Annotated in this window: 16 protein-coding genes; 2 read left to right on the top strand and 14 right to left on the bottom strand. The window is 58.9% G+C overall.

Annotated elements, in window-relative coordinates:
* Positions 1-108: 108 nt before the first annotated feature.
* The 9 genes from E8M78_RS07630 to E8M78_RS07590 all read right to left on the bottom strand — a co-directional run bounded on the left by E8M78_RS07630 (position 109) and on the right by E8M78_RS07590 (position 9085).
* Entirely contained in the window at positions 109-1041 is a 933-nt protein-coding gene (locus E8M78_RS07630; protein ID WP_137134507.1) for a LysR family transcriptional regulator, read from the bottom strand.
* Positions 1042-1069: 28 nt separating this feature from the next.
* Positions 1070-1825 carry an ABC transporter ATP-binding protein gene (locus E8M78_RS07625; protein ID WP_137134506.1) on the bottom strand — a complete coding sequence of 252 codons (756 nt, stop codon included), beginning with the start codon at positions 1823-1825 and terminating at the stop codon, positions 1070-1072.
* Entirely contained in the window at positions 1822-2655 is an 834-nt protein-coding gene (locus E8M78_RS07620; protein ID WP_137134505.1) for an ABC transporter ATP-binding protein, read from the bottom strand. The genes E8M78_RS07625 and E8M78_RS07620 overlap by 4 nt, the downstream gene beginning before the upstream one ends.
* Complete coding sequence (locus E8M78_RS07615) at positions 2652-3584, bottom strand: ABC transporter permease (RefSeq protein ID WP_137134504.1); 933 nt, start codon at positions 3582-3584, stop codon at positions 2652-2654. Before E8M78_RS07615 ends, E8M78_RS07620 begins: the two co-directional genes overlap by 4 nt.
* The gene (locus tag E8M78_RS07610; RefSeq protein ID WP_137134503.1) at positions 3581-4648 is read right to left on the bottom strand and encodes an ABC transporter permease; all 1068 of its coding nucleotides are present in this window, start codon (positions 4646-4648) and stop codon (positions 3581-3583) included. The genes E8M78_RS07615 and E8M78_RS07610 overlap by 4 nt, the downstream gene beginning before the upstream one ends.
* 11 nt (positions 4649-4659) lie before the next feature.
* Positions 4660-6297 carry an ABC transporter substrate-binding protein gene (locus E8M78_RS07605; RefSeq protein WP_137134502.1) on the bottom strand — a complete coding sequence of 546 codons (1638 nt, stop codon included), beginning with the start codon at positions 6295-6297 and terminating at the stop codon, positions 4660-4662.
* A gap of 54 nt (positions 6298-6351) precedes the next feature.
* Entirely contained in the window at positions 6352-7398 is a 1047-nt protein-coding gene (locus E8M78_RS07600; RefSeq protein ID WP_137134501.1) for a dipeptidase, read from the bottom strand.
* Positions 7399-7480: 82 nt separating this feature from the next.
* Positions 7481-8155: a phosphoribosyltransferase gene (locus E8M78_RS07595; protein WP_137134500.1), complete on the bottom strand. Its 675-nt coding sequence runs from the start codon at positions 8153-8155 to the stop codon at positions 7481-7483.
* A gap of 12 nt (positions 8156-8167) precedes the next feature.
* On the bottom strand, positions 8168-9085 hold the full coding sequence (locus tag E8M78_RS07590) for a LysR family transcriptional regulator (protein ID WP_137134499.1): 918 nt from the start codon (positions 9083-9085) through the stop codon (positions 8168-8170).
* A 99-nt stretch (positions 9086-9184) separates the two neighbouring features.
* On the opposite strand from E8M78_RS07590, the gene E8M78_RS07585 reads away from it, so the two are divergent.
* Together E8M78_RS07585 and E8M78_RS07580 are read left to right on the top strand one after the other, a co-directional pair.
* Positions 9185-10372 (top strand): acyl-CoA dehydrogenase, encoded by a 1188-nt coding sequence (locus E8M78_RS07585; protein WP_137134498.1) that lies wholly within the window; start codon positions 9185-9187, stop codon positions 10370-10372.
* A 212-nt stretch (positions 10373-10584) separates the two neighbouring features.
* Positions 10585-12021 (top strand): NAD-dependent succinate-semialdehyde dehydrogenase, encoded by a 1437-nt coding sequence (locus E8M78_RS07580; RefSeq protein WP_137134497.1) that lies wholly within the window; start codon positions 10585-10587, stop codon positions 12019-12021.
* Positions 12022-12097: 76 nt separating this feature from the next.
* On the opposite strand, the gene E8M78_RS07575 is transcribed toward E8M78_RS07580, so the two are convergent.
* The 5 genes from E8M78_RS07575 to E8M78_RS07555 form a co-directional block, all read right to left on the bottom strand.
* Positions 12098-13120, bottom strand: coding sequence for a sulfate/molybdate ABC transporter ATP-binding protein (locus E8M78_RS07575; RefSeq protein ID WP_137134496.1), 1023 nt, complete (start codon positions 13118-13120; stop codon positions 12098-12100).
* A 5-nt stretch (positions 13121-13125) separates the two neighbouring features.
* Positions 13126-14007, bottom strand: a complete 882-nt coding sequence (gene cysW / locus E8M78_RS07570) for a sulfate ABC transporter permease subunit CysW (protein ID WP_137134495.1) — start codon at positions 14005-14007, stop codon at positions 13126-13128.
* Positions 14008-14009: 2 nt separating this feature from the next.
* Positions 14010-14831 (bottom strand): sulfate ABC transporter permease subunit CysT, encoded by an 822-nt coding sequence (cysT, locus tag E8M78_RS07565; RefSeq protein WP_137134494.1) that lies wholly within the window; start codon positions 14829-14831, stop codon positions 14010-14012.
* A gap of 76 nt (positions 14832-14907) precedes the next feature.
* Positions 14908-15894, bottom strand: a complete 987-nt coding sequence (cysP, locus tag E8M78_RS07560) for a thiosulfate ABC transporter substrate-binding protein CysP (protein WP_137134493.1) — start codon at positions 15892-15894, stop codon at positions 14908-14910.
* A 209-nt stretch (positions 15895-16103) separates the two neighbouring features.
* Complete coding sequence (locus tag E8M78_RS07555) at positions 16104-19253, bottom strand: efflux RND transporter permease subunit (RefSeq protein ID WP_137134492.1); 3150 nt, start codon at positions 19251-19253, stop codon at positions 16104-16106.
* Positions 19254-19278 lie beyond the last annotated feature (25 nt).

Below are 19278 nucleotides of genomic sequence, written 5' to 3'. Positions count from 1 at the left end.
CCATCTGCCGTTTCAAGCGCGGCAGCAAAGCTGTTTATGCGAAAATACTGGCACTTCACAGGCGCACACACAATGACCAATTTTGTGTGCTCTGTGTAGCCGAAATCGCTACACACCCCTCTTCGGCTTCTGGCCTGCCTTGCGGGGTTCTGCGCCGCGCATGAAAGCATCGATGAAATCCACCAGCTTGGCGGCAGCAAAGGAAAGCTGGCGATCGGGCGCGACGCAGAGCTCAATCGCCGTCTTTACCGCTCGTCCGCCGGAGATCGGGATAGCAGACAGAAGACCCATCTCGATTTCGCGCGTGATGGTCAGCCTCGGCAAAAGCGTCACCGCCGCTTCGCGTAAGACCAGCTCCTTCAGCATCTCCAATGATCCTGTGACGAAAACCGGATCGAGTTCGACACCGACCTTGGCAAACTGCTCCTCGAAAGCCTGACGCGCACCGAAACTCTTGTCCGGCAGCGCCAAAGGCAATGTAGCCACATCCTTGAGCGAGATTTCGGCAAGACCCGCCGCCGCGTGCTTGGCAGAGGTAATGAGATCATAGGCGACTTCCGAGCGAAGCCGCACCTTGACCCCTGTCAGCTTGGGCGCAAACAGGGTGACGACAAGATCGGCCTCGGCGCTCGACAAGGCCTCGATGGCCTGCCGTGCCGTGGTGATCGCCACCTCGAACCGCAGATTCGGATATTTCAGGCTGAACTGCGCAAGCACGGGCGCGAGAAGGTTCGCCACCGCAGCCCCGTTGGCATAGATCACCACGCGCCCACGCTGGAGCCCCTGGAGATCATCGATCAGCTGATGCACATGCTCCAGCTCGCGCAAGGTCTTTCCCGCCCGTGCCGCCAGAAGCTCACCCGCCGCCGTCAGGCGAATGCCGCGGCTGCTGCGTTCAACCAGCGGCGTGCCGAAATAATGTTCGAGATTCTCGATCTGACGGCTAACGGCGGTTGCCGCCACATTCAGGTTCTCCGCCGCGGCCCGCATGGAATTGGTGCGCACCACTTCATCGAAATACATCAGGGCCCGAAGCTGCATCGATATCCGCCAACCGTAAAAAAGGGCTTCAGGCGGATCGGCGGAAGCCCTCACTCGCCACAAGCAATTGGCGCGTATACTCTTCCGAAAACTCGCGTTTTTCCAGAGCTTCAACGGAAACGGTTTCGACAACCTCACCCTTTTTCATCACCGCCAGCCGCTCACACATATGGCTGATAACCCCGAGATCATGGCTGACCATGATGAAGGTGAGGTTCCGGTCCTTGCGCGCCTGCTCCAGCAGGTTGAGGATTTCCGCCTGGATGGAGGCATCGAGTGCAGAAGTCGGCTCGTCGAGAAGCAGGATTTTCGGCTCCAGGATCAGCGCACGGGCAATGGCAATCCGCTGGCGCTGACCGCCCGAAAGCTGGTGCGAATAGCGGAACCGGAAGCCGGAACCCAGACCCACCTCATCCAGCGCGCGGGCGATGCGGGCATCCACATCCGTAAAACCATGGATGGCAAGCGGCTCCAGCAGCAGCCGATCCACCGTCTGGCGCGGATGCAGCGAACCATAGGGGTCCTGAAACACCATCTGGACGGTGCTGTAGAACTCCTTGTCGCGACGCGAACCGGAATAGCTGCGGCCCGCCACCGTAAGGCTGCCGGATTCAAAGACATTCAATCCCGCAACTGCCCGCAGCAGCGTGGATTTGCCCGAACCGGATTCGCCCACGATCCCGAAGGATTCGCCCTCGTTCACATTCATGGTCACATGGTTGAGCGCGACAAACTCGTCGAATGTCACGACCATGTCGCGAACGGAAAGTGCTGTACCTGTCATTGCGCCCACTCCACCTTGCGCTCCAGCACCGGAAGCGGATGCCGATGGCTGCCGATCGTCGGCAGGCAGTTCAAAAGACCCTGCGTATAGGGATGCTGCGCCGCGGCCAGATTGGCAGACGGCAACTCCTCCACCACGCGGCCCGCATACATCACCAGAACGCGATCGCAAAAGGAGGAGACAAGCCTCAGATCATGGCTGACGAAAATCAACCCCATGCCGCGCTCGGCCACCAGTCTGTCCAGAATGCCGAGCACTTCCAGCTGCACCGTCACATCAAGCGCGGATGTCGGTTCATCCGCAATCAGCAACTCCGGGCCGCAAACAAGCATCATGGCAATCATGATACGCTGGCCCATGCCGCCGGATACTTCATGCGGATAGAGATCGAAGACGCGTTCCGGATCGCGGATTTGCACCGCCTCCAGCATGGCCAGCGCACGCTGCCTGCTTTCCCTTGCCGAGACACGCTCATGGGTCCTGAGGGTTTCGATAATCTGCTTGCCGATGGGCATGACCGGATTAAGCGAATATTTCGGATCCTGCAGGATCATCGCCATGCGCTTGCCGCGCAGATCCCGCCTTTGCCGCGCAGAAACGGACAGAAGATCAATACCATCGAAGTTCAGGCTATCTGCCGTAATCTTCGCATGACCCGGCGTCAGCCCCATGATGGCGCGACCGGTCTGCGATTTGCCGGAGCCGGACTCACCAACGATGCCAAGCCGCTCACGACCCAGCGTGAAAGAGACGCCGCGCACGGCATTGACTTCGCCAGTGCGGGTTGGAAAGCTCACGCGCAAATTATTGACTGTCAGAAGCGGGCTCATTGTCCGGCCTCCTTCGGGTCGAGTGCATCGCGCAAGCCATCGCCCAGCAGATTGAAACCGAGGCTGACGATGAGGATGGCAAAACCCGGCATGGCGGCAACCCACCACTGGTCGAGAATGAAGCGACGCCCAGAGGCAATCATCGCGCCCCATTCCGGCAGCGGCGGCTGTGCGCCAAGACCGAGGAAACCGAGGCCAGCCGCCGTTAGAATAATGCCTGCCATATCCAGCGTCACGCGAACGATCAGCGAGGACGTACAGAGCGGCATGACGTGCCGAAGCACGATGCGGAAGGGAGATGCCCCCATCAGCTTGACTGCCGAGATGAATTCCGAATTGCGGAAGGTCAGTGTCTCGGCGCGAGCGATACGGGCGTAAGGTGGCCAGGAGGTGACGGCAATCGCCAGAATGGCATTCTCAATCCCCGGACCAAGTGCCGCGACAAGCGCCAGCGCCAGAACGAGCTTCGGAAAGGCCAGAAAAATATCGGTGATCCGCATCAAGATGGCATCGATCCAGCCACCCGCATAACCAGCAACCGTTCCCACCAGCAGGCCGATGGGTGCCGCGATCACGGCCACCAGCACCACGACCATCAGAGTCAGCCGCGAGCCGTGGATGAGGCGTGAGAGAATATCGCGACCCTGATCGTCGGTTCCCAGAAGAAAGCCCTCCGACCCCGGCGGCAGCAGGCGCGAATTGCGCAGATCCCCGATCACCGGATTATGCGGCGAAATGACATCCGCCAGAGCCGCCACCACGATCAGCGCGATGATGATCAGGAGACCAAGCAGCGCCAGCCGGTTTTCCGAAAAACGGCGCCAGACGACATAGGCGCGGCCAAGTTGCGCCTGCCTGCGGGTTGTCGGACGGTCGGATAGCAGCCATTCGCGGCTATAGGGTTTCAATGGGGTATCAAGGCTCGTCATCGGCTGCGCGTCCTCGGATCGAGCGTCCGGTAAAGCAGATCGGACAAGAGATTGATGGTCACGAAAACGGCACCCACAGCAAGCGTGCCACCCAGCACGGCGTTGATATCCGCGTTCTGCAGCGAATTGGTGATGTAAAGGCCCAAGCCCGGCCAGGAGAAGATCGTTTCAGTCAGAACCGAACCTTCCAGCAGCCCCGCATAGGAAAGCGCGATGACGGTAATCAGCGGCACAGCTGCGTTTCTGAGCGCATGAAACCAGATGATGCGGGCCTCGGAAAGCCCCTTGGCACGGGCGGCCACGATGTATTCCTGGCTCAACTCGTTCAGCATGAAGGAGCGCGTCATGCGGCTGATATAGGCGAGCGAAAAATATCCGAGCAGAGAAGCGGGCAGGATGATGTGCCGAAAGAGATCCCGGAAGACTTCCCACTCGCCCTGCATGATGGCATCGAACAGGTAGAAGCCGGTGGGCGAAGTGAACGTGTATTCGTAGACAACGTCGATACGACCGGGATAGGCAACCCAGTTCAGCTTGGCATAAAAGAACAGCAAGGCCAGAAGCGCCAGCCAGAACACCGGCACCGAATAGCCGATGAGCCCGACCACCCTCACCACCTGGTCGGCCAGGCTGCCGCGCTTCACCGCCGCCAGCACGCCGAGGGGCACGCCGAACAAAGCGCCGATCAGGGTGCCGACGGTTGCGAGCTCCATGGTCGCCGGAAACACACGCTTGATGTCTTCAAGCACCGGATTGCTGGTCAGCACCGAGGTACCGAAATCACCGGAGAGAACCTGTTTCAGGTAGATGAAAAACTGCTGCCAGAGCGGCAGATTCAAGCCCAGCTCTTCCCGCACACGCTCCACCACATGCGCTGGCGCACGATCGCCGACAATGGCGAGCGCCGGATCGATGGGCACCACGCGACCGATGAAGAAGGTAACGGCCAACAGGCCAAGGAAGGTGGTCAGGACCGTCACCGCAAAACGCAGGACGGCCCATACCGTGCGGTTGTTGCGACGCCGCCGTGGCCGCGTCGCTCCGCTCGTCTCGGGAAGCGTCAAGGAACCGGTCCTTATTCCTTCGAGATGTTGTAGACGAAGTTGGTGTCAAAGCTTGGACCGAGCTTGAAGCCCTTCAGCTTGGCCGAATAGCCCGCCACTTCCACCTGCTGGAAGATGATAACGAACGGACCCTTGGCCAGAACTTCCTTCTGAAGCTTCTGGTAGATCTCGGCGCGCTTTGCGCTGTCCTTCTCCAGAAGTGCAGCCTGCGTCTGCTTCGTCAGTTCCGGCACATCCCAGGCATTGCGCCAAGCAAGCGTCTTCACCTTGCCCGCATCCGAATTGTCCGGATTGGCCGTGAATGTCTCGGCATTCGAGTTCGGATCGAAATAGTCCGAACCCCACTGGCCGATATACATATCGTGCTGGCGAGCGCGGTACTTGGTCAGCGTCTGCTTACCATCTCCCGGAATGATTTCCAGCTTCACACCTGCCTGCGCCAGCGTCTGCTGGTAGGCTTCGGCAATACCGGTTACGGGCTGCGTGTTACGCACATCCATCGTCACCTTGAAGCCGTCCTTCAGACCAGCCTTGGCGAGCAGTTCCTTGGCCTTGGCAACATCCAGCTTGTAGGGATTTTCAGAGCTTGCACCCAGCTGGCCTTCCGGCAGGAAGGTCTGGTGGATCTTGCCGATGCCGTTGATCAACGTCGCGCCGATCGCATCGTAGTCCATCAGATACTTGAACGCCTCGACCACTTCCGGCTTGGCAAGGTTCGGGTTCTTCTGGTTCAGGCCAATGTAATAGACAGTGCCCTTTGGAGCGGACGTCTGGGCCAGCGTGGACTTGGACGAAATCGCCTTAAGATCATTCGGCTCCAGGTTACGGGCAATATCGATATCGCCATTTTCAAGGGCCAGACGCTGCGAGGCGCTTTCCTTCATGTAGCGGTAGATGACGCGCTTCAGCTTGGGCTTTTCGCCCTGGAAATTCGGGTTGGCTTCCAGAACGACAGCTTCGTTCGCCTTCCAGGTCAGTACCTTGAACGGTCCGGAACCGGCATAGCCGGTCTTCAGGAATTCGTTGCCGAAATCATTGTCCCACTTGGCTTCGGCGGTGACCGTAACCGGCTTGGCCTTGGCAGCAACAACCTTCTTGTCAACGACCGAGGCAACCGTGGCCGTCAGAACGTTCAGGACAAAGCTCGGCGCGTAAGGCTTGTCGACCGTCAGAACGAAGGTCGAGGCATCGGCAGCCTTCGCCTTTTCGGCGACATTGTCACCCTTCAAACCGAACTGCGTCAGCAGGAAGGCTGGCGATTTGTCGAGCTTCACGGCGCGCTCGAACGAGTAGGCCACGTCCTCTGCCGTGATCGGATTGCCGGACGCAAACTTCAGGTTCGGCTTCAGCTTGAACGTATAGGTCAGACCATCGTCGGAAATCTTCCAGCTTTCCGCCAGCTGACCGACAACCTTGGACGTGTCGTTGGGATCAAGTGTAACCAGCTTCTCATAAGTGTTGGCGGTCACTTCGGCTGTGGAAAGCTCGAAAGCCTCGCCTGGATCAAGCGAAATGATATCGTCGATGGCAAAGCCGACAACCAGCGTATCGGCTGGCGTTGCGGCAAAAGCCTGCGGCGCAGACAGCATCATGACAGAGAGTGCAGCACTTGTGCCAAGGAGGCGGAGGCTTCGATTGAACGCGTTCATGGTCTGGTTCCCCATTTCTTTAAAATAGTGTTTTTTAAAGCACTTAACCGACTCTCAAGCCCAGGTTTCCGCAAAGATCCTGAACCAGTTTTCACGGCAGAGCTTTATTAGATCTTCCTGACCGTATCCCGCGTTTCTGAGCGCCGCAACCAGTTTCTGGTTGCCAGCCGCATCATTAATTTCCTGTGGAACGGTAGCTCCGTCGAAGTCGGAACCCAGAGCCACGCATTCAATGCCCATCCGCTCGACCATGTAATCGATGTGGCGCACCATGAGATCCAGCGAGGTGTCGGCATCGTCGCGCGCATCGGGCCGCAGCATGGTGACGGCATAGTTGAGACCGACCAGACCTTTTCGCTCGCGGATCGCATCCAGCTGCTTGTCGATCAGGTTACGCGCAACCTCTGTCAGCGCATGCACATTGGAATGGCTGGCAACGAGCGGCTTTTCAGAGGTTTTCTCCACATCCCAGAAGCCTTTTTCCGTGATGTGGGCCAGATCGATGACGATACCCAGACGATCGCATTCCTTCACCAGTGCAAAACCTGCATCCGTCAGACCGGGGGCCGTGTCCGGCGACATCGGATAGGCAAACGGCACACCATGGCCGAAGATGTTGTGGCGGCTCCAGACCGGACCGAGCGAGCGAAGGCCCGCCGCATGGAACACGTCGAGCGCGGCAAGATCAGCACCGATTGCCTCGCATCCTTCCATATGCATCACGCAGGCAAAGATACCCTGATCCATAGCCGCGCGGATCTCCGGCACCGTGCGGCAGATCCGCCAGGCATCGGCGCGGTCCAGCTGCAGCGCGACAGCGAATTTCTCCATCGCAATGTCGAGTGATGGCTGCCGCGCCAGCGGTGCGGCGAGCGGCGTTACATAATGCCCTTGTCCGTCCGGTTCCTGCAAAATCAAATCGCCCGAGGGAATGTAGATGGCACAGAGCCCGCCTGCCAATCCACCTGCCTTGGCGCGCGGACCGTCAATGTGCCCTTCACGCGTTCCTTGCATGAATTCACGGACCGGATCGGCGCCATTTCGCATGTTCCGCCACAGCCGCAGGAGAACGTCGTTGTGGCCGTCGAAGACTAATTCCATTGTGATTTCCGATTATGCAGATTTGCGAGGATACGGCGATCCTAGATTCTTCGGGGCAGACCGCAAGGCGAAAAGTGCCGCGTCATATCCACGCGTCATTGGCAACACGCCGCAGACAGGGTGTCTGCAGAACGCCTCGAACCCGCGGTTTCCATCGAACATCGAGAGCGTCGAGTGCCTCTTCGAAGCGGCGTGTCTGCAACATGGCGGCGCCAATTGCCACGGGCTCAACCCCGACCTGCGCCAGAAGCGTCAACCCGGCAACAATCGAGGTTCCGCTGGAAAGCACATCATCCACCAGGGCCACGCGACGTCCCTCGATCAGCGGCAGCATACGCGGATCGAGATAGAGCCTCTTCACCTGATCGGGCGTCGTAATGGACGAGATCGGCACCGAAAGCTCATCCCGATACCAGAACTTGCGGGAATTGCCGCATGGCACATAACGGCTGTGACCGAGCTTGCGCGCCACCGCCGCAGCCAGCGTCAGGCCCAGCGTCGGCAGGCCAACGATGACCTCGACATTCTCCGCAGCAAGCTGCTCCGCCAATTGTTCGGCCAGCACTTCAACCACCTCAAAGGCAGCCTGATTGATGATGAGAGACGCCAGTGCGTGCACGCCGTCGGAGAGAGGCCGGATCGGCAGACGCAACTGACGCCCATCCTTCAGGCTTGCCGGATAGAAGCCCTGATGCGGGCCGGCAGCCGGAAAGGACTGAGGTGGATGGATCTCCTGCCAGAACGCGTGCGGCTCCATCATCTCATCCTTTCATGCATAGAAGGGTTCGTTGCGCCAGCGGCCCACTTCCTCAATCAGCCAGGCACGAAATACGGCAACGGGCTTCAGATCCATCTTCGTGATAGGTGCCACGAGGTAATAGGAACTGGGACTACGCACCTGCTGAGGATAGGCTTCTACCAGGGTTCCCGCCTGCAACTCTGCCTCGATGAGAAAGAGCGGCATCAGCGCCACGCCAAGCCCGGCACTACAAGCCTGAGCCACGCTTGCGAATTGTTCAAACCGCATGCCGGGTGCCGGAACGGCAGAAATTCCAAGCGTTTCGAAAAAATGCGTCCAGGCGCCTGGACGCGATGCCATGTGCAAAAGCGGCAGGCTAGCCAGATCTTCCGGCTTTGAGACGGGATTCTGGCGCAGGAAGTCCGGGCTACAGACTGGAGCCACCATTTCATCCATCAGGAAGGTGCATTCCGCGCCCGGCCAGTTGGGCTGACCAATGTGGATCGCCACATCCAGACCATCCTGCTCGAAATCGAAGACACCGATGCGCGTGGCGAAATTCAGTGTGATTTCTGGGTGAGCCGCAACAAAGCGAGGAATACGCGGCAAAAGCCACCGCGTGCCGAAGGTGGGCAGCATGGCCAGATTCAAGGTGTCGCCATGCCGTTTCGTCATGGCCTGTAGCGAAGCGGTGCGGATTTGCGAAAGCGCTGCACCAATCGCCTTGGCATAGGCACGCCCTGCCTCGGTCAGCCCTACACCGCGGCTGCTTCTTTCAAACAGAAGAATACCAAGCTGGTCTTCAAGACCGGAAATCTGCCTGCTGATTGCCCCTTGTGTCAGAGAAAGCTCATCGGCGGCCGACGAAAAACTACCCAGCCGCGCCACGGATTCGAACGCGGCCAGAGCACTGGTGGAAGGAAGAAGCCTGCGGCTGAGATTGGTCATGGCCTATTCCTATAGCTCATATCAACGTGAGTAAACGGCGCTTTACGCTGATGCCGCGCTTCCCCATTATGCACCCACATTTTTCTGGAGGTTTTGACGATGAGCGACCGCACGGCATTCAACTGGGCTGACCCCTTTCTGCTGGACGACCAGCTGACAGAAGACGAGCGGATGATCCGCGACGCGGCTGCCGCCTTCGGCAAGGCTGAACTTCTGCCGCGCATCCAGGAAGCCTACCTATCCGAAACAACCGAACCGGAACTGTTCCGCCTGATGGGACAGACAGGCCTCCTCGGCGTCACGCTGCCAGAAGAATATGGCGCAGCCAATGCCTCCTACGTGGCCTATGGTCTGGTCGCGCGCGAAGTCGAACGCATCGACTCAGGCTATCGCTCCATGATGAGCGTGCAGTCCTCGCTTGTGATCTATCCGATCTATGCCTACGGGTCGGACGAGCAGAGGAAAAAGTACCTGCCGGGTCTCGTCTCTGGCGAATTGATTGGCTGCTTCGGCCTGACCGAGCCGGATGCCGGTTCCGATCCGGGCGGCATGAAGACCCGCGCCGAGAAGATCGAAGGCGGATATCGCCTGCGTGGCTCGAAGATGTGGATTTCGAACGCGCCGATCGCAGATGTTTTCGTCGTCTGGGCAAAGTCTGAAGCCCACAATAACGAGATCCGTGGCTTCGTGCTGGAAAAGGGCATGAAGGGTCTTTCCGCACCGAAAATCGGTGGCAAGCTATCCCTGCGTGCGTCGATCACCGGCGAGATCGTTATGGATGGTGTGGAAGTCTCCGAGGATGCGCTTCTGCCAAATGTGTCTGGCCTCAAGGGTCCGTTCGGCTGCCTTAACCGTGCTCGCTATGGCATTTCCTGGGGTGTCATGGGTGCAGCGGAAGATTGCTGGATGCGCGCTCGTCAATATGGCCTTGATCGCAAACAGTTTGGCAAGCCGCTTGCCGGCACCCAGCTGTTCCAGAAGAAACTGGCCGACATGCAGACCGAAATCGCCCTTGGCCTACAGGGTTCCCTGCGCGTCGGTCGCTTGATGGACGACCACAAGATGGCACCGGAAATGATTTCCATCGTCAAGCGCAACAACTGCGGCAAGGCGCTGGATATTGCAAGACAGGCTCGTGACATGCACGGCGGCAACGGCATCCAGATCGAATATCACGTCATGCGCCACGCGCAGAACCTGGAAACGGTGAACACCTACGAGGGCACGCATGATGTTCATGCACTGATCCTCGGACGCGCTCAGACCGGTATCCAGGCGTTCTTTTAGAAACCACTGAAGAGATCCCGGTTGAAATGTCAGGCGTGGGTGATCCGGTCACTCACGCCTGCCTTTTTATTAGTAATACTTTTTGTTGAGGGCGTTGATTGTGGCGATCAATTGTCCTACGTGAGGGACCGAAACCTACAAAGGCTTAGGCGCCGGCCCCGATGGCGCCTGTCGCGCATCCTGCGACGTTCTGAACTCAAAACGAGGTCACCATGCATAGCTATCCAGATGTAAAGCTCTTCATTGCCGGCGAATGGCGCGACGCTGTTGGCGGCAAGACGATTCCCGTCGAAGATCCGGCCACGCAGGAAATCATTGGCAAGATCGCGCATGCGGAAAAGGCTGACCTCGATCTGGCGCTGGAAGCCGCTGACAAGGGCTTCAAGATCTGGCGTGACACCTCTGCCTTTGAGCGCTCCAAGATCATGCGCAAGGCCGCCGACATTGTACGCCAGCGGATTGATTACATCGCCTGGCTGATGACGCGCGAACAGGGCAAGCCGATTGCGCAGTCCAAGGCGGAAATCAACAATGCCGCCGATACCATCGACTGGTTCGCCGAAGAGGCACGCCGCACCTACGGCCAGATCATCCCGGCCCGTTTTGGTGGCGTTTCCAACATGGCGATCAAGTTCCCGGTTGGCCCGGTGGCTGCCTTTACACCCTGGAACTTCCCGATCAACCAGATCGTGCGCAAGCTTTCCGCGGCCGTGTCTGTTGGCTGCTCGATCATCGTCAAGGCACCGGAAGAAACCCCCGCCTCCCCGGCAGAACTCATCCGCGCCTTTGCTGATGCTGGGATTCCGGCTGGCGTGGTCAACCTCGTCTATGGTGTCCCGGCTGAAATTTCCGAATACCTGATCCCGCATCCGGTCATCCGCAAGATCTCCTTCACCGGCTCGACCCCGGTTGGCAAGCATCTGGCGGCCCTTGCCGGCAAGCACATGAAGCGTGCGACCATGGAACTCGGCGGTCATGCCCCTGTCGTCGTCTTCAACGATGCCGATCTGGAAAAGGCTATCGAAGTGTCTGCTGCTGCGAAGTTCCGCAATGCTGGTCAGGTCTGCGTCGCTCCCACGCGCTTCCTCATCCAGGATGGCGTTGCCGACCAGTTCATCGACGGTCTCGTGAAGTATGCTGAAAACCTGAAGGTCGGCAACGGCCTCGAGGCTGACGTGACCATGGGGCCGCTTGCCAATGAGCGCCGCATCCCGGCCATGGAAGGGATGATTCAGGATGCCGTTTCCAAGGGCGCCGTTCTGAAGACGGGCGGCAAGCGCATCGGCAACAAGGGCCACTTCTTCGAGCCGACGGTTCTGACTGATGTGCCGACCTCCGCACACATGATGAACGAAGAGCCCTTCGGCCCGATCGCCATCGTCAACCGCTTCTCCACGCTGGATGAGGCGCTGGAAGAATCCAACCGCCTGCCCTTCGGCCTCGCATCCTACGCCTTCACAGGCTCGGTCAAGACCGCGCACGCGCTCAGCCAGCGACTGGAAGCCGGCATGCTGACCATCAACCACAATGGTCTGGCCATTCCAGAAGTGCCGTTCGGCGGCATCAAGGATTCGGGCTATGGCACCGAAGGCGGTTCCGAGGCTGTCGAAGCCTATCTGGAAACCCGCTTCGTCAGCCAGATGAACTGAGCGTTTCAGCCGCTGTGATGAGAAAAGGCGTCGGGCAACCGGCGCCTTTTTTTGTATTTTCGGAATGATTGAACAATCAGATCGCGAACACTTTTGCCCGCCTCAGCGTTACGAAGCCCGTATCGCCAGCCGTGATGTCACGCTCCGGGTCCACGTCGAACTCAAGCAGCTCACCGGTCGAGGCGGTTGCAATCACGCGTCGCTCACCGGGCCGATCCAGAACGCGGGAAACGGTTGCAGAAACGCCCGGTCCCGCAGCCGACCAGTCGAGATCACGGGGGCGGGCATAGATTTCCGCCGGCCCATCCGCCACACCGTCAGCAGCAGCCACGGCAACGCCTGCAACACGCGCCTGCCCGTCACGCACCTCGCCAATCAGCCGGTTGGCATCCCCTAGGAATTTCAGCACGAAGGCATTCTTCGGATCACGGCAAACCTCCTGCGGCGTGCCTTGCTGAACGATCTTGCCGTCCTTCAGAATGACGACGCGATCCGCAAGATCCAGCGCCTCCTCCTGATCGTGCGTCACGAAGATGGTGGTGATACCCAGTTCATCATGGATCTCCCGCAACCAGCGGCGCAGATCGTGGCGCACATTGGCGTCCAGCGCTCCGAAGGGTTCATCCAGCAGCAAGACCTTGGGATCGACCGAAAGCGCACGGGCGAGCGCCACGCGCTGTCTTTGCCCGCCGGAAATCTGTGCCGGGAAGCGATCTCCAAGACCTTCAAGGCGAACCAGCTTCAAAAGCTGGTTCACGCGTGCGGCAATCTCGGCCTTGCTACGCTTGACCTTGGAAACGCTCATGCCGAAGCCGATGTTTTCCGCCACCGTCATATGGGGGAAAAGCGCATAGTGCTGGAAGACGAAGCCAACGCCGCGGTCGCGCACCGGAATGTCGGTGGCATCCTGATCGCCGAAATAGATGTGACCGCCATCGGCATATTCCAGTCCTGCCACCATGCGCAGGATCGTTGTCTTGCCGGAACCGGACGGACCGAGCAGCGCAATCAGCTCCCCGCTTTCCACGGTCAGCGAAACCCCATGCACGGCGCGGAAGGTATCGAAGGTCTTGATGACGTTATCGAGACGAATTTCCATGGTAATCAATGTCCTGTCGAAACGGCGTCAGTGGCTTGGGCCTTGCGGCGTCCGGCACCGCGACGCTCCAGCGCAACCTTGGCAATAATGGTGAAGACGGCGAGAAGCGCCAGGATGGAGGCCGAGGCAAAGGCACCGGCTGCCTGATAATCGTGATAGAGCAGCTCGATGTGCAGTGGCAGCGTATTGGTCTGGCCGCGAATATTTCCCGAAACAATGGAAACCGCGCCGAATTCACCCATCACGCGGGCATTGCAGAGAACCACGCCATAGAGCAGTGCCCATTTGACGTTGGGAAGCGTGACCGAGAAAAACGTGCGCCAGCCCGAAGCGCCGAGCGAGGTCGCAGCCTCTTCCAGATCCCGCCCCTGCGCCTGCATCAACGGAATGAGTTCGCGTGCGACGAAGGGAGCCGTCACGAACATGGAGGCCAGCACGATGCCCGGCAACGCAAACAGGATCTTGATGTCATGCGCATCGAGCCACGGTCCGAACAAGCCCTGCAGACCATAGACAAAGAGATAGGCGACACCGGCAACGATGGGCGAAACGGAGAACGGGATTTCGATCACCACCAGCAACAGACGCTTGCCGCGAAAATCAAACTTGGTGATGGCCCAGGCCGCTGCCACACCGAAGGCCGTGTTTACAGGCACGGCAATCAGCGCTGTGATTACCGTCATCATGATTGCATGACGCGTATCGGGGTGATTGAGCGTGGACGTATAGACCTTCACCCCCTGCTTGAACGCCTCGTGGCCGATCACGAGCAGAGGTGCCAGAATGAGCAGCGCCCCGAGACTGAGCACGATGCCGATCAGCAGCCGACGAAAAACAGGTCCATCGCCGACGCGTGGCGGTTTCTTGTGAGAAGCAACAGCGCTCATCGTCAGCCCTTCACCGTGTAGCGCAATGCGCGTGATTGCAGCCAGTTGGTTACCGCCAGCATGGCAAAGGCCGTCAGGAGCAGGACCGACGCAATCGCCGCCGCCGCCTGATAATCATATTCCTCCAGCCGAATGAAGATCAAAAGCGCCGTGATTTCCGTCGACATCGGCTGATTTCCGGCAATGAAGATGATGGCGCCGAACTCACCCAGCGAGCGGGCAAAGGAAAGGGAGAGCCCTGCCAGCAGGGCAGGTGTCAAAAGCGGCAGAATGACCTTGCGGAAAATCGTCCAGTCCGAGCCGCCGAGAGATTGCGCCGCCTCTTCCAGCGCCGGATCTAGATCTTCCAGCACCGGCTGAACCGTTCGCACGATGAATGGCAGACTGGTGAAGCACATGGCGATCATGATGCCAATCGGCGTATAGGCCACCTTGAGGCCCGCTTCGGACAGGACAGACCCGAACCAGCCATTATTCGAAAACAGTGCCGTCAGCGAAATGCCAGCAACCGCTGTCGGCAAGGCGAAAGGCAAGTCCACCATGGCATCAACGATACGGCGCCCCGGAAATCGGTAGCGCGTCAAAACCCAGGCGAGCGCCAATCCGAAGACGAGGTTGAACAGCGTGGCAACAAGCGCCGAAAGTGCTGTGACCTTGTAGCTCGCAAGCGCACGCGGGGACGAGACAATTGACCAGTATTCAGCGGGTCCAAGGCTTGCAGCCTTGAAGACAAGCGCTGCCAACGGCAGGACAACGATGAGGCCCACATAAAAAAGGGTAATGCCCAGCGACAGATGCAGGCCGGGCAGGACATTACGTCTCACGATTGGCTTCCTGTTCTAAACAAGCAAACCCGGCGGTCGCAAAACCACCGGGCTGGCCCTTCCTTGGGAGGAGAATTCAGCGACTGCCGTATAGCTTGTCCAGCGTCGCACCGGAAGCGAAGTGTTCCTTCTGGATCTTGTCCCAACCGCCAAACACATCGTCGACCTTCACAAGACGGATCTGCGGGAATTCGTTCTTGAACTCGGCGGCAACCTTTTCGTTCAGCACCCGGTGGCCGAACTCGGCGGCGATCCGCTGGCCCTGTTCACTGTAGAGAAAGTCCAGATACTTCTTGGACAGCTCTTCCGAGCCGCGCTTCTTGGCAACCTTGTCCACGACTGCAACCGGGAATTCCGCCAGAAGAGAAACCGATGGAATGACGCTCTCCACCTTGTCCTTGCCGTACTGCTTGGCAATGCCGCGCGTTTCCGCCTCGAAGGTGATCAGAACATCGCCCGTTTCACGCTCGACGAAAGTGGTGGTGGCTGCACGGCCTCCGGTATCGAAGACGGGAACATTGTCGAAGATCTTCTTGACGAAAGCCTCGACCTTTTCCTCGTCGCCCTTGAAGACTTCACGCGCATAGGCAACGGCTGCAAGATAGGTGTAACGCGCATTGCCGGAGGTCTTGGGGTTCGGGAAGACGACCTTCACGTCATCGCGTGCAAGATCATTCCAGTCCTTGATGTTCTTGGGGTTTCCGGCCCGCACAAGGAAGGAAGGGAAGGAATAGAACGGCGAGGCACTGTTCGGAAACGCCTTCTGCCAGTCCTTTGAAACGAAACCCTGCTTCACGAGGAAGTCGATGTCGGTCACCTGATTGAAGGTGACGACGTCAGCTTCAAGACCCTCCGCGATGGCACGTGCCTGCTTTGAGGTGCCTGCATGCGACTGATCAATGTTGACGCCCGGATTTTGCTTGATGAAGGCTTCGTTCTCGGCTGCGAACAGCTCACGCGCAACGTCGTAGGAAGCGTTCAGCAGCTTGTTGGGCTGCTGGGCAAAAACGGGGCCCGCAACCATGGCGGCAAGCGCGGTGCCGAGAATGAGAAGGCGTTTCATGGAACTCTCCGATGCGATCGATTGTTGCCACTAACCTATCGATGCACCTCGCAACCTGCGAGGAACGGTAAACCCTCAACGCCCGCGACAATAACAAATTTTGGCCGGATTTCAGGCACCTTGCGTGCTTTATTCCGCACTTCGCAGATGCCTCCGTTCGAAGGCAGGGGGCGGGAAGCGGCAGGGGTGCGCCGCTTCCCGCAAGTCGCTCACTCCGCGGCGGTGGAAAGATTGAGCGACAATTGCTCGCGGCGTTGGTCGTCATTATCGCCAGCGCCGGATTTCGAAGCCTTGTCCCGCCCAAAGAACAGGGCGTAGGCGGCAGGTAGAACAAGGATGGTCAGGACCGTTGCAACCATGATACCACCCATCATGGCATAGGCGAGCGGCCCCCAGAAAAGCCCGCGTGAGATCGGTATCAGCGCAAGCACGGCCACCAGTGCCGTCAGCATGATCGGACGGAAGCGGCGAACGGCAGAGCCGATGATGGCTTCGCTCCGCTCCATCCCTGAGGCGATATCCTGGTCGATCTGGTCCACCAGAATGATCGAGTTACGGATGATGATGCCGAGCAGAGCGATAACACCGAGGATGGCCACGAAGCCGAAGGGAGCGCCGGTGATCAACAGTGCCGCAGCGGCACCGATGATTCCGAGAGGCCCGGTCGCCAGCACCAGCATGGCCTTGCCGAAATGCTGCAACTGGATCATCAAAAGCGCGACGATCACGAACAGCATGACCGGTGCCTTGGCAGCAATCGACATCTGGCTTTCCGCCGCATCTTCCGCGCCGCCTTGAATCTCGACCTTATAGCCAGCAGGCAGCTTGCTGCGCAGGTCCGCCATGCCAGCATACATCTTGGTCGCCAGATCGTTCGGTTCGACGCCATCTGGAACCGTTGCCTTGATCGTAATGGTCGGCAGACGGTCGCGACGCCATTCGATTCCGTTTTCCTGCACCGGCTCAATGCGGGCAATCTGGCTGACTGGCACGAAGGCACCATTGTCCGTCGGAATATAGACCGAGTTGACGGCTGTCAGCAGGTCGCGTGTGGCATCCGGTTCGCGGGCGACGATGGACACCGTTTCTTCACCATCACGGAACTGGTCGAGCGTCACACCCGACATCGATGCATAGAGCATCTGTCGGACGCGCTGCGAGGTCACGCCGAGGGCCCTCGCCCGATCCTGGTCGATGACGAGCTTCATCGTTGTCACCGACTCCAGCCAGTCGTCATGGATCGTGCCCAGTTGCGGGTTCTGGTGGAAGCGCTGCTTCACCTGATCGGCAATCTTGCGGACTTCTTCACGGTCGGGACCGATGACGCGCATCTGCACCGCCCAGCCGACCGGCGGCCCCAGGAACAGACGATCCACCTTGCCGCGAACCGTGGGGAAATCTTCCGCCAGAATCTTGCGCAGCTTGATGATCATCCGCTCCCGCTCTTCAAGACCGTTCGACATGACGAGCAACTGGGCATAGTTGGGGTTACGAAGCTGTTGGTCCAGCGGCAGGAAGAAGCGCGGCGCACCCTCGCCGATAAAGGTCGCCACGAATTTCTTGTCGGGATCGTCCATGATCTTTGCTTCCAGCGCCTTCGCCTGACGCTCCACCTCTTCGATGGCGGTGCCTTCCGGCAGCCACATGTCGACGAGAATTTCCGGGCGCGAGGATTGAGGGAAGAAGCTCTGCGGAATGAACTGGAAGGACCATAGGCTGGTGCCGAAGACGCCAAGCGTGGCCACCAGCACGATCAGCCGGTGCCGCACGCTCCAGGAAACCGTGGCGCGAAGCCCGCGGTAAAACCGCGTGTCGTAGACATCGTGATGCGTTCCCGCATGCGCGCGCTGCTTCAGGATCATGTATCCGAGCCAGGGCGTGAAATAGACCGCGACAAACCAGGATGTGACCAGTGCGATGCCGACCACATAGAACAGAGATCGCACATATTCGCCCGCGGTCGAATCCGCAAAACCGACCGGGATGAAGCCCGCGGTCGTGATCAGCGTACCCGTCAACATGGGAAAGGCGGTGGAGGAATAGGCGAAAGTAGCGGCGTTGAGCTTTTCGAGCCCCTCCTCCAGCTTTCGCTCCATCATTTCGACCACGATCATGGCATCATCCACCAGAAGGCCGAGCGCGATGATGAGAGCGCCGAGCGAGATACGCTGCAGTTCGATGCCGAGCTCGTACATGATGGCAAGGGTTGCCGCGAGCACCAGCGGAATGGAGATGGCAATCACGATGCCGGAACGCCAACCGATCGACAACAGCGAGACGACCAGAACAATGACCAGCGCTTCCAGAAGAGCCTGCGTGAATTCGCCGATCGCCTCATGCACGACCTCCGGCTGGTTGGCGACCTGCGAAACCTCTACGCCATAGGGAAGCGCATTTTCGAAATTGCGATAGGTCTCTTCGATCCATTTGCCGACATCGGTAACCTTGTAGCCATTCTGCATGACCACGCCGATCTGGACCGAATCCTTGCCATTGAAACGGAACTTGCGGTCATAAGGCGAGATCAGGCCCTTGCTGACGGTAGCGATATCGCCCAGCCGAAACACTTGCGTACCACTGCGAATGCGCAGTTCGCGAATATCTTCCGGCGTCCGCATGCCCCCTTCCACGGTAATGCGCACGGAGCGGGTGGCCGTCTGTACATTGCCTGCGGGATCGACATTGTTCTGGCCGGCCAGCGCGTTTCGCACATCGTTGAGCGTCAGCTTGCGCTCCGCCAGCACCTTGGACGATACGTCGATATAGATACGCTCCGCCTGGTCACCAAGAATGGAAACCTTTTCCACACCCTTGGTCGCCAGCAGCATATCGCGGGCTTTGGTCGCAAAGTCCTTGAGTTCGGGATAGCTGAACCCTTCGCCAGTCAGAGCGTGCAGAGTCACATAGGTATCGCCGAATTCGTCATTGAAATAGGGACCCAGAACGCCGCTGGGCAGATCCTGCTCGATGTCGCCGATCTTCTTGCGCACCTGGTAGAAGGCGTCTGCCACCTGTTGAGAGTTGGTGTTACCCTTGATCTGTAGCGTGGTAATCGAGAAACCGGCACGGGTGTAGGATTTCACCCAATCGAGATGCGGCGTTTCCTGCAGCTTACGTTCGATCTTGTTGACGACCTGATCCTGCATTTCTTCGATGGAAGCGCCCGGCCAGACGGCCTGCACGACCATGACACGGAAGGTGAAGTCCGGATCTTCCTTCTGGCCCATATTCATGATGCCGAGGCCGCCGATCAGAATGATGATCCCGAATAGGAAACGACCAATGCTGGGATGGGCAATCGCCCAGCGCGAGAGGTTGAACGGCTGCCTGGGCGAGCCGGGTGTGCGAAACGCCTTCATGACTTAATCCCCTGTGCCCGGATCG

The organism is Rhizobium sp. FKY42 (assembly GCF_005222835.1).
In the GTDB taxonomy this organism is placed as follows: domain Bacteria; phylum Pseudomonadota; class Alphaproteobacteria; order Rhizobiales; family Rhizobiaceae; genus Neorhizobium.
The sequence above is the reverse complement of the archived record's forward strand: the minus strand, read 5'-3'. Positions and strand labels throughout refer to the sequence as shown.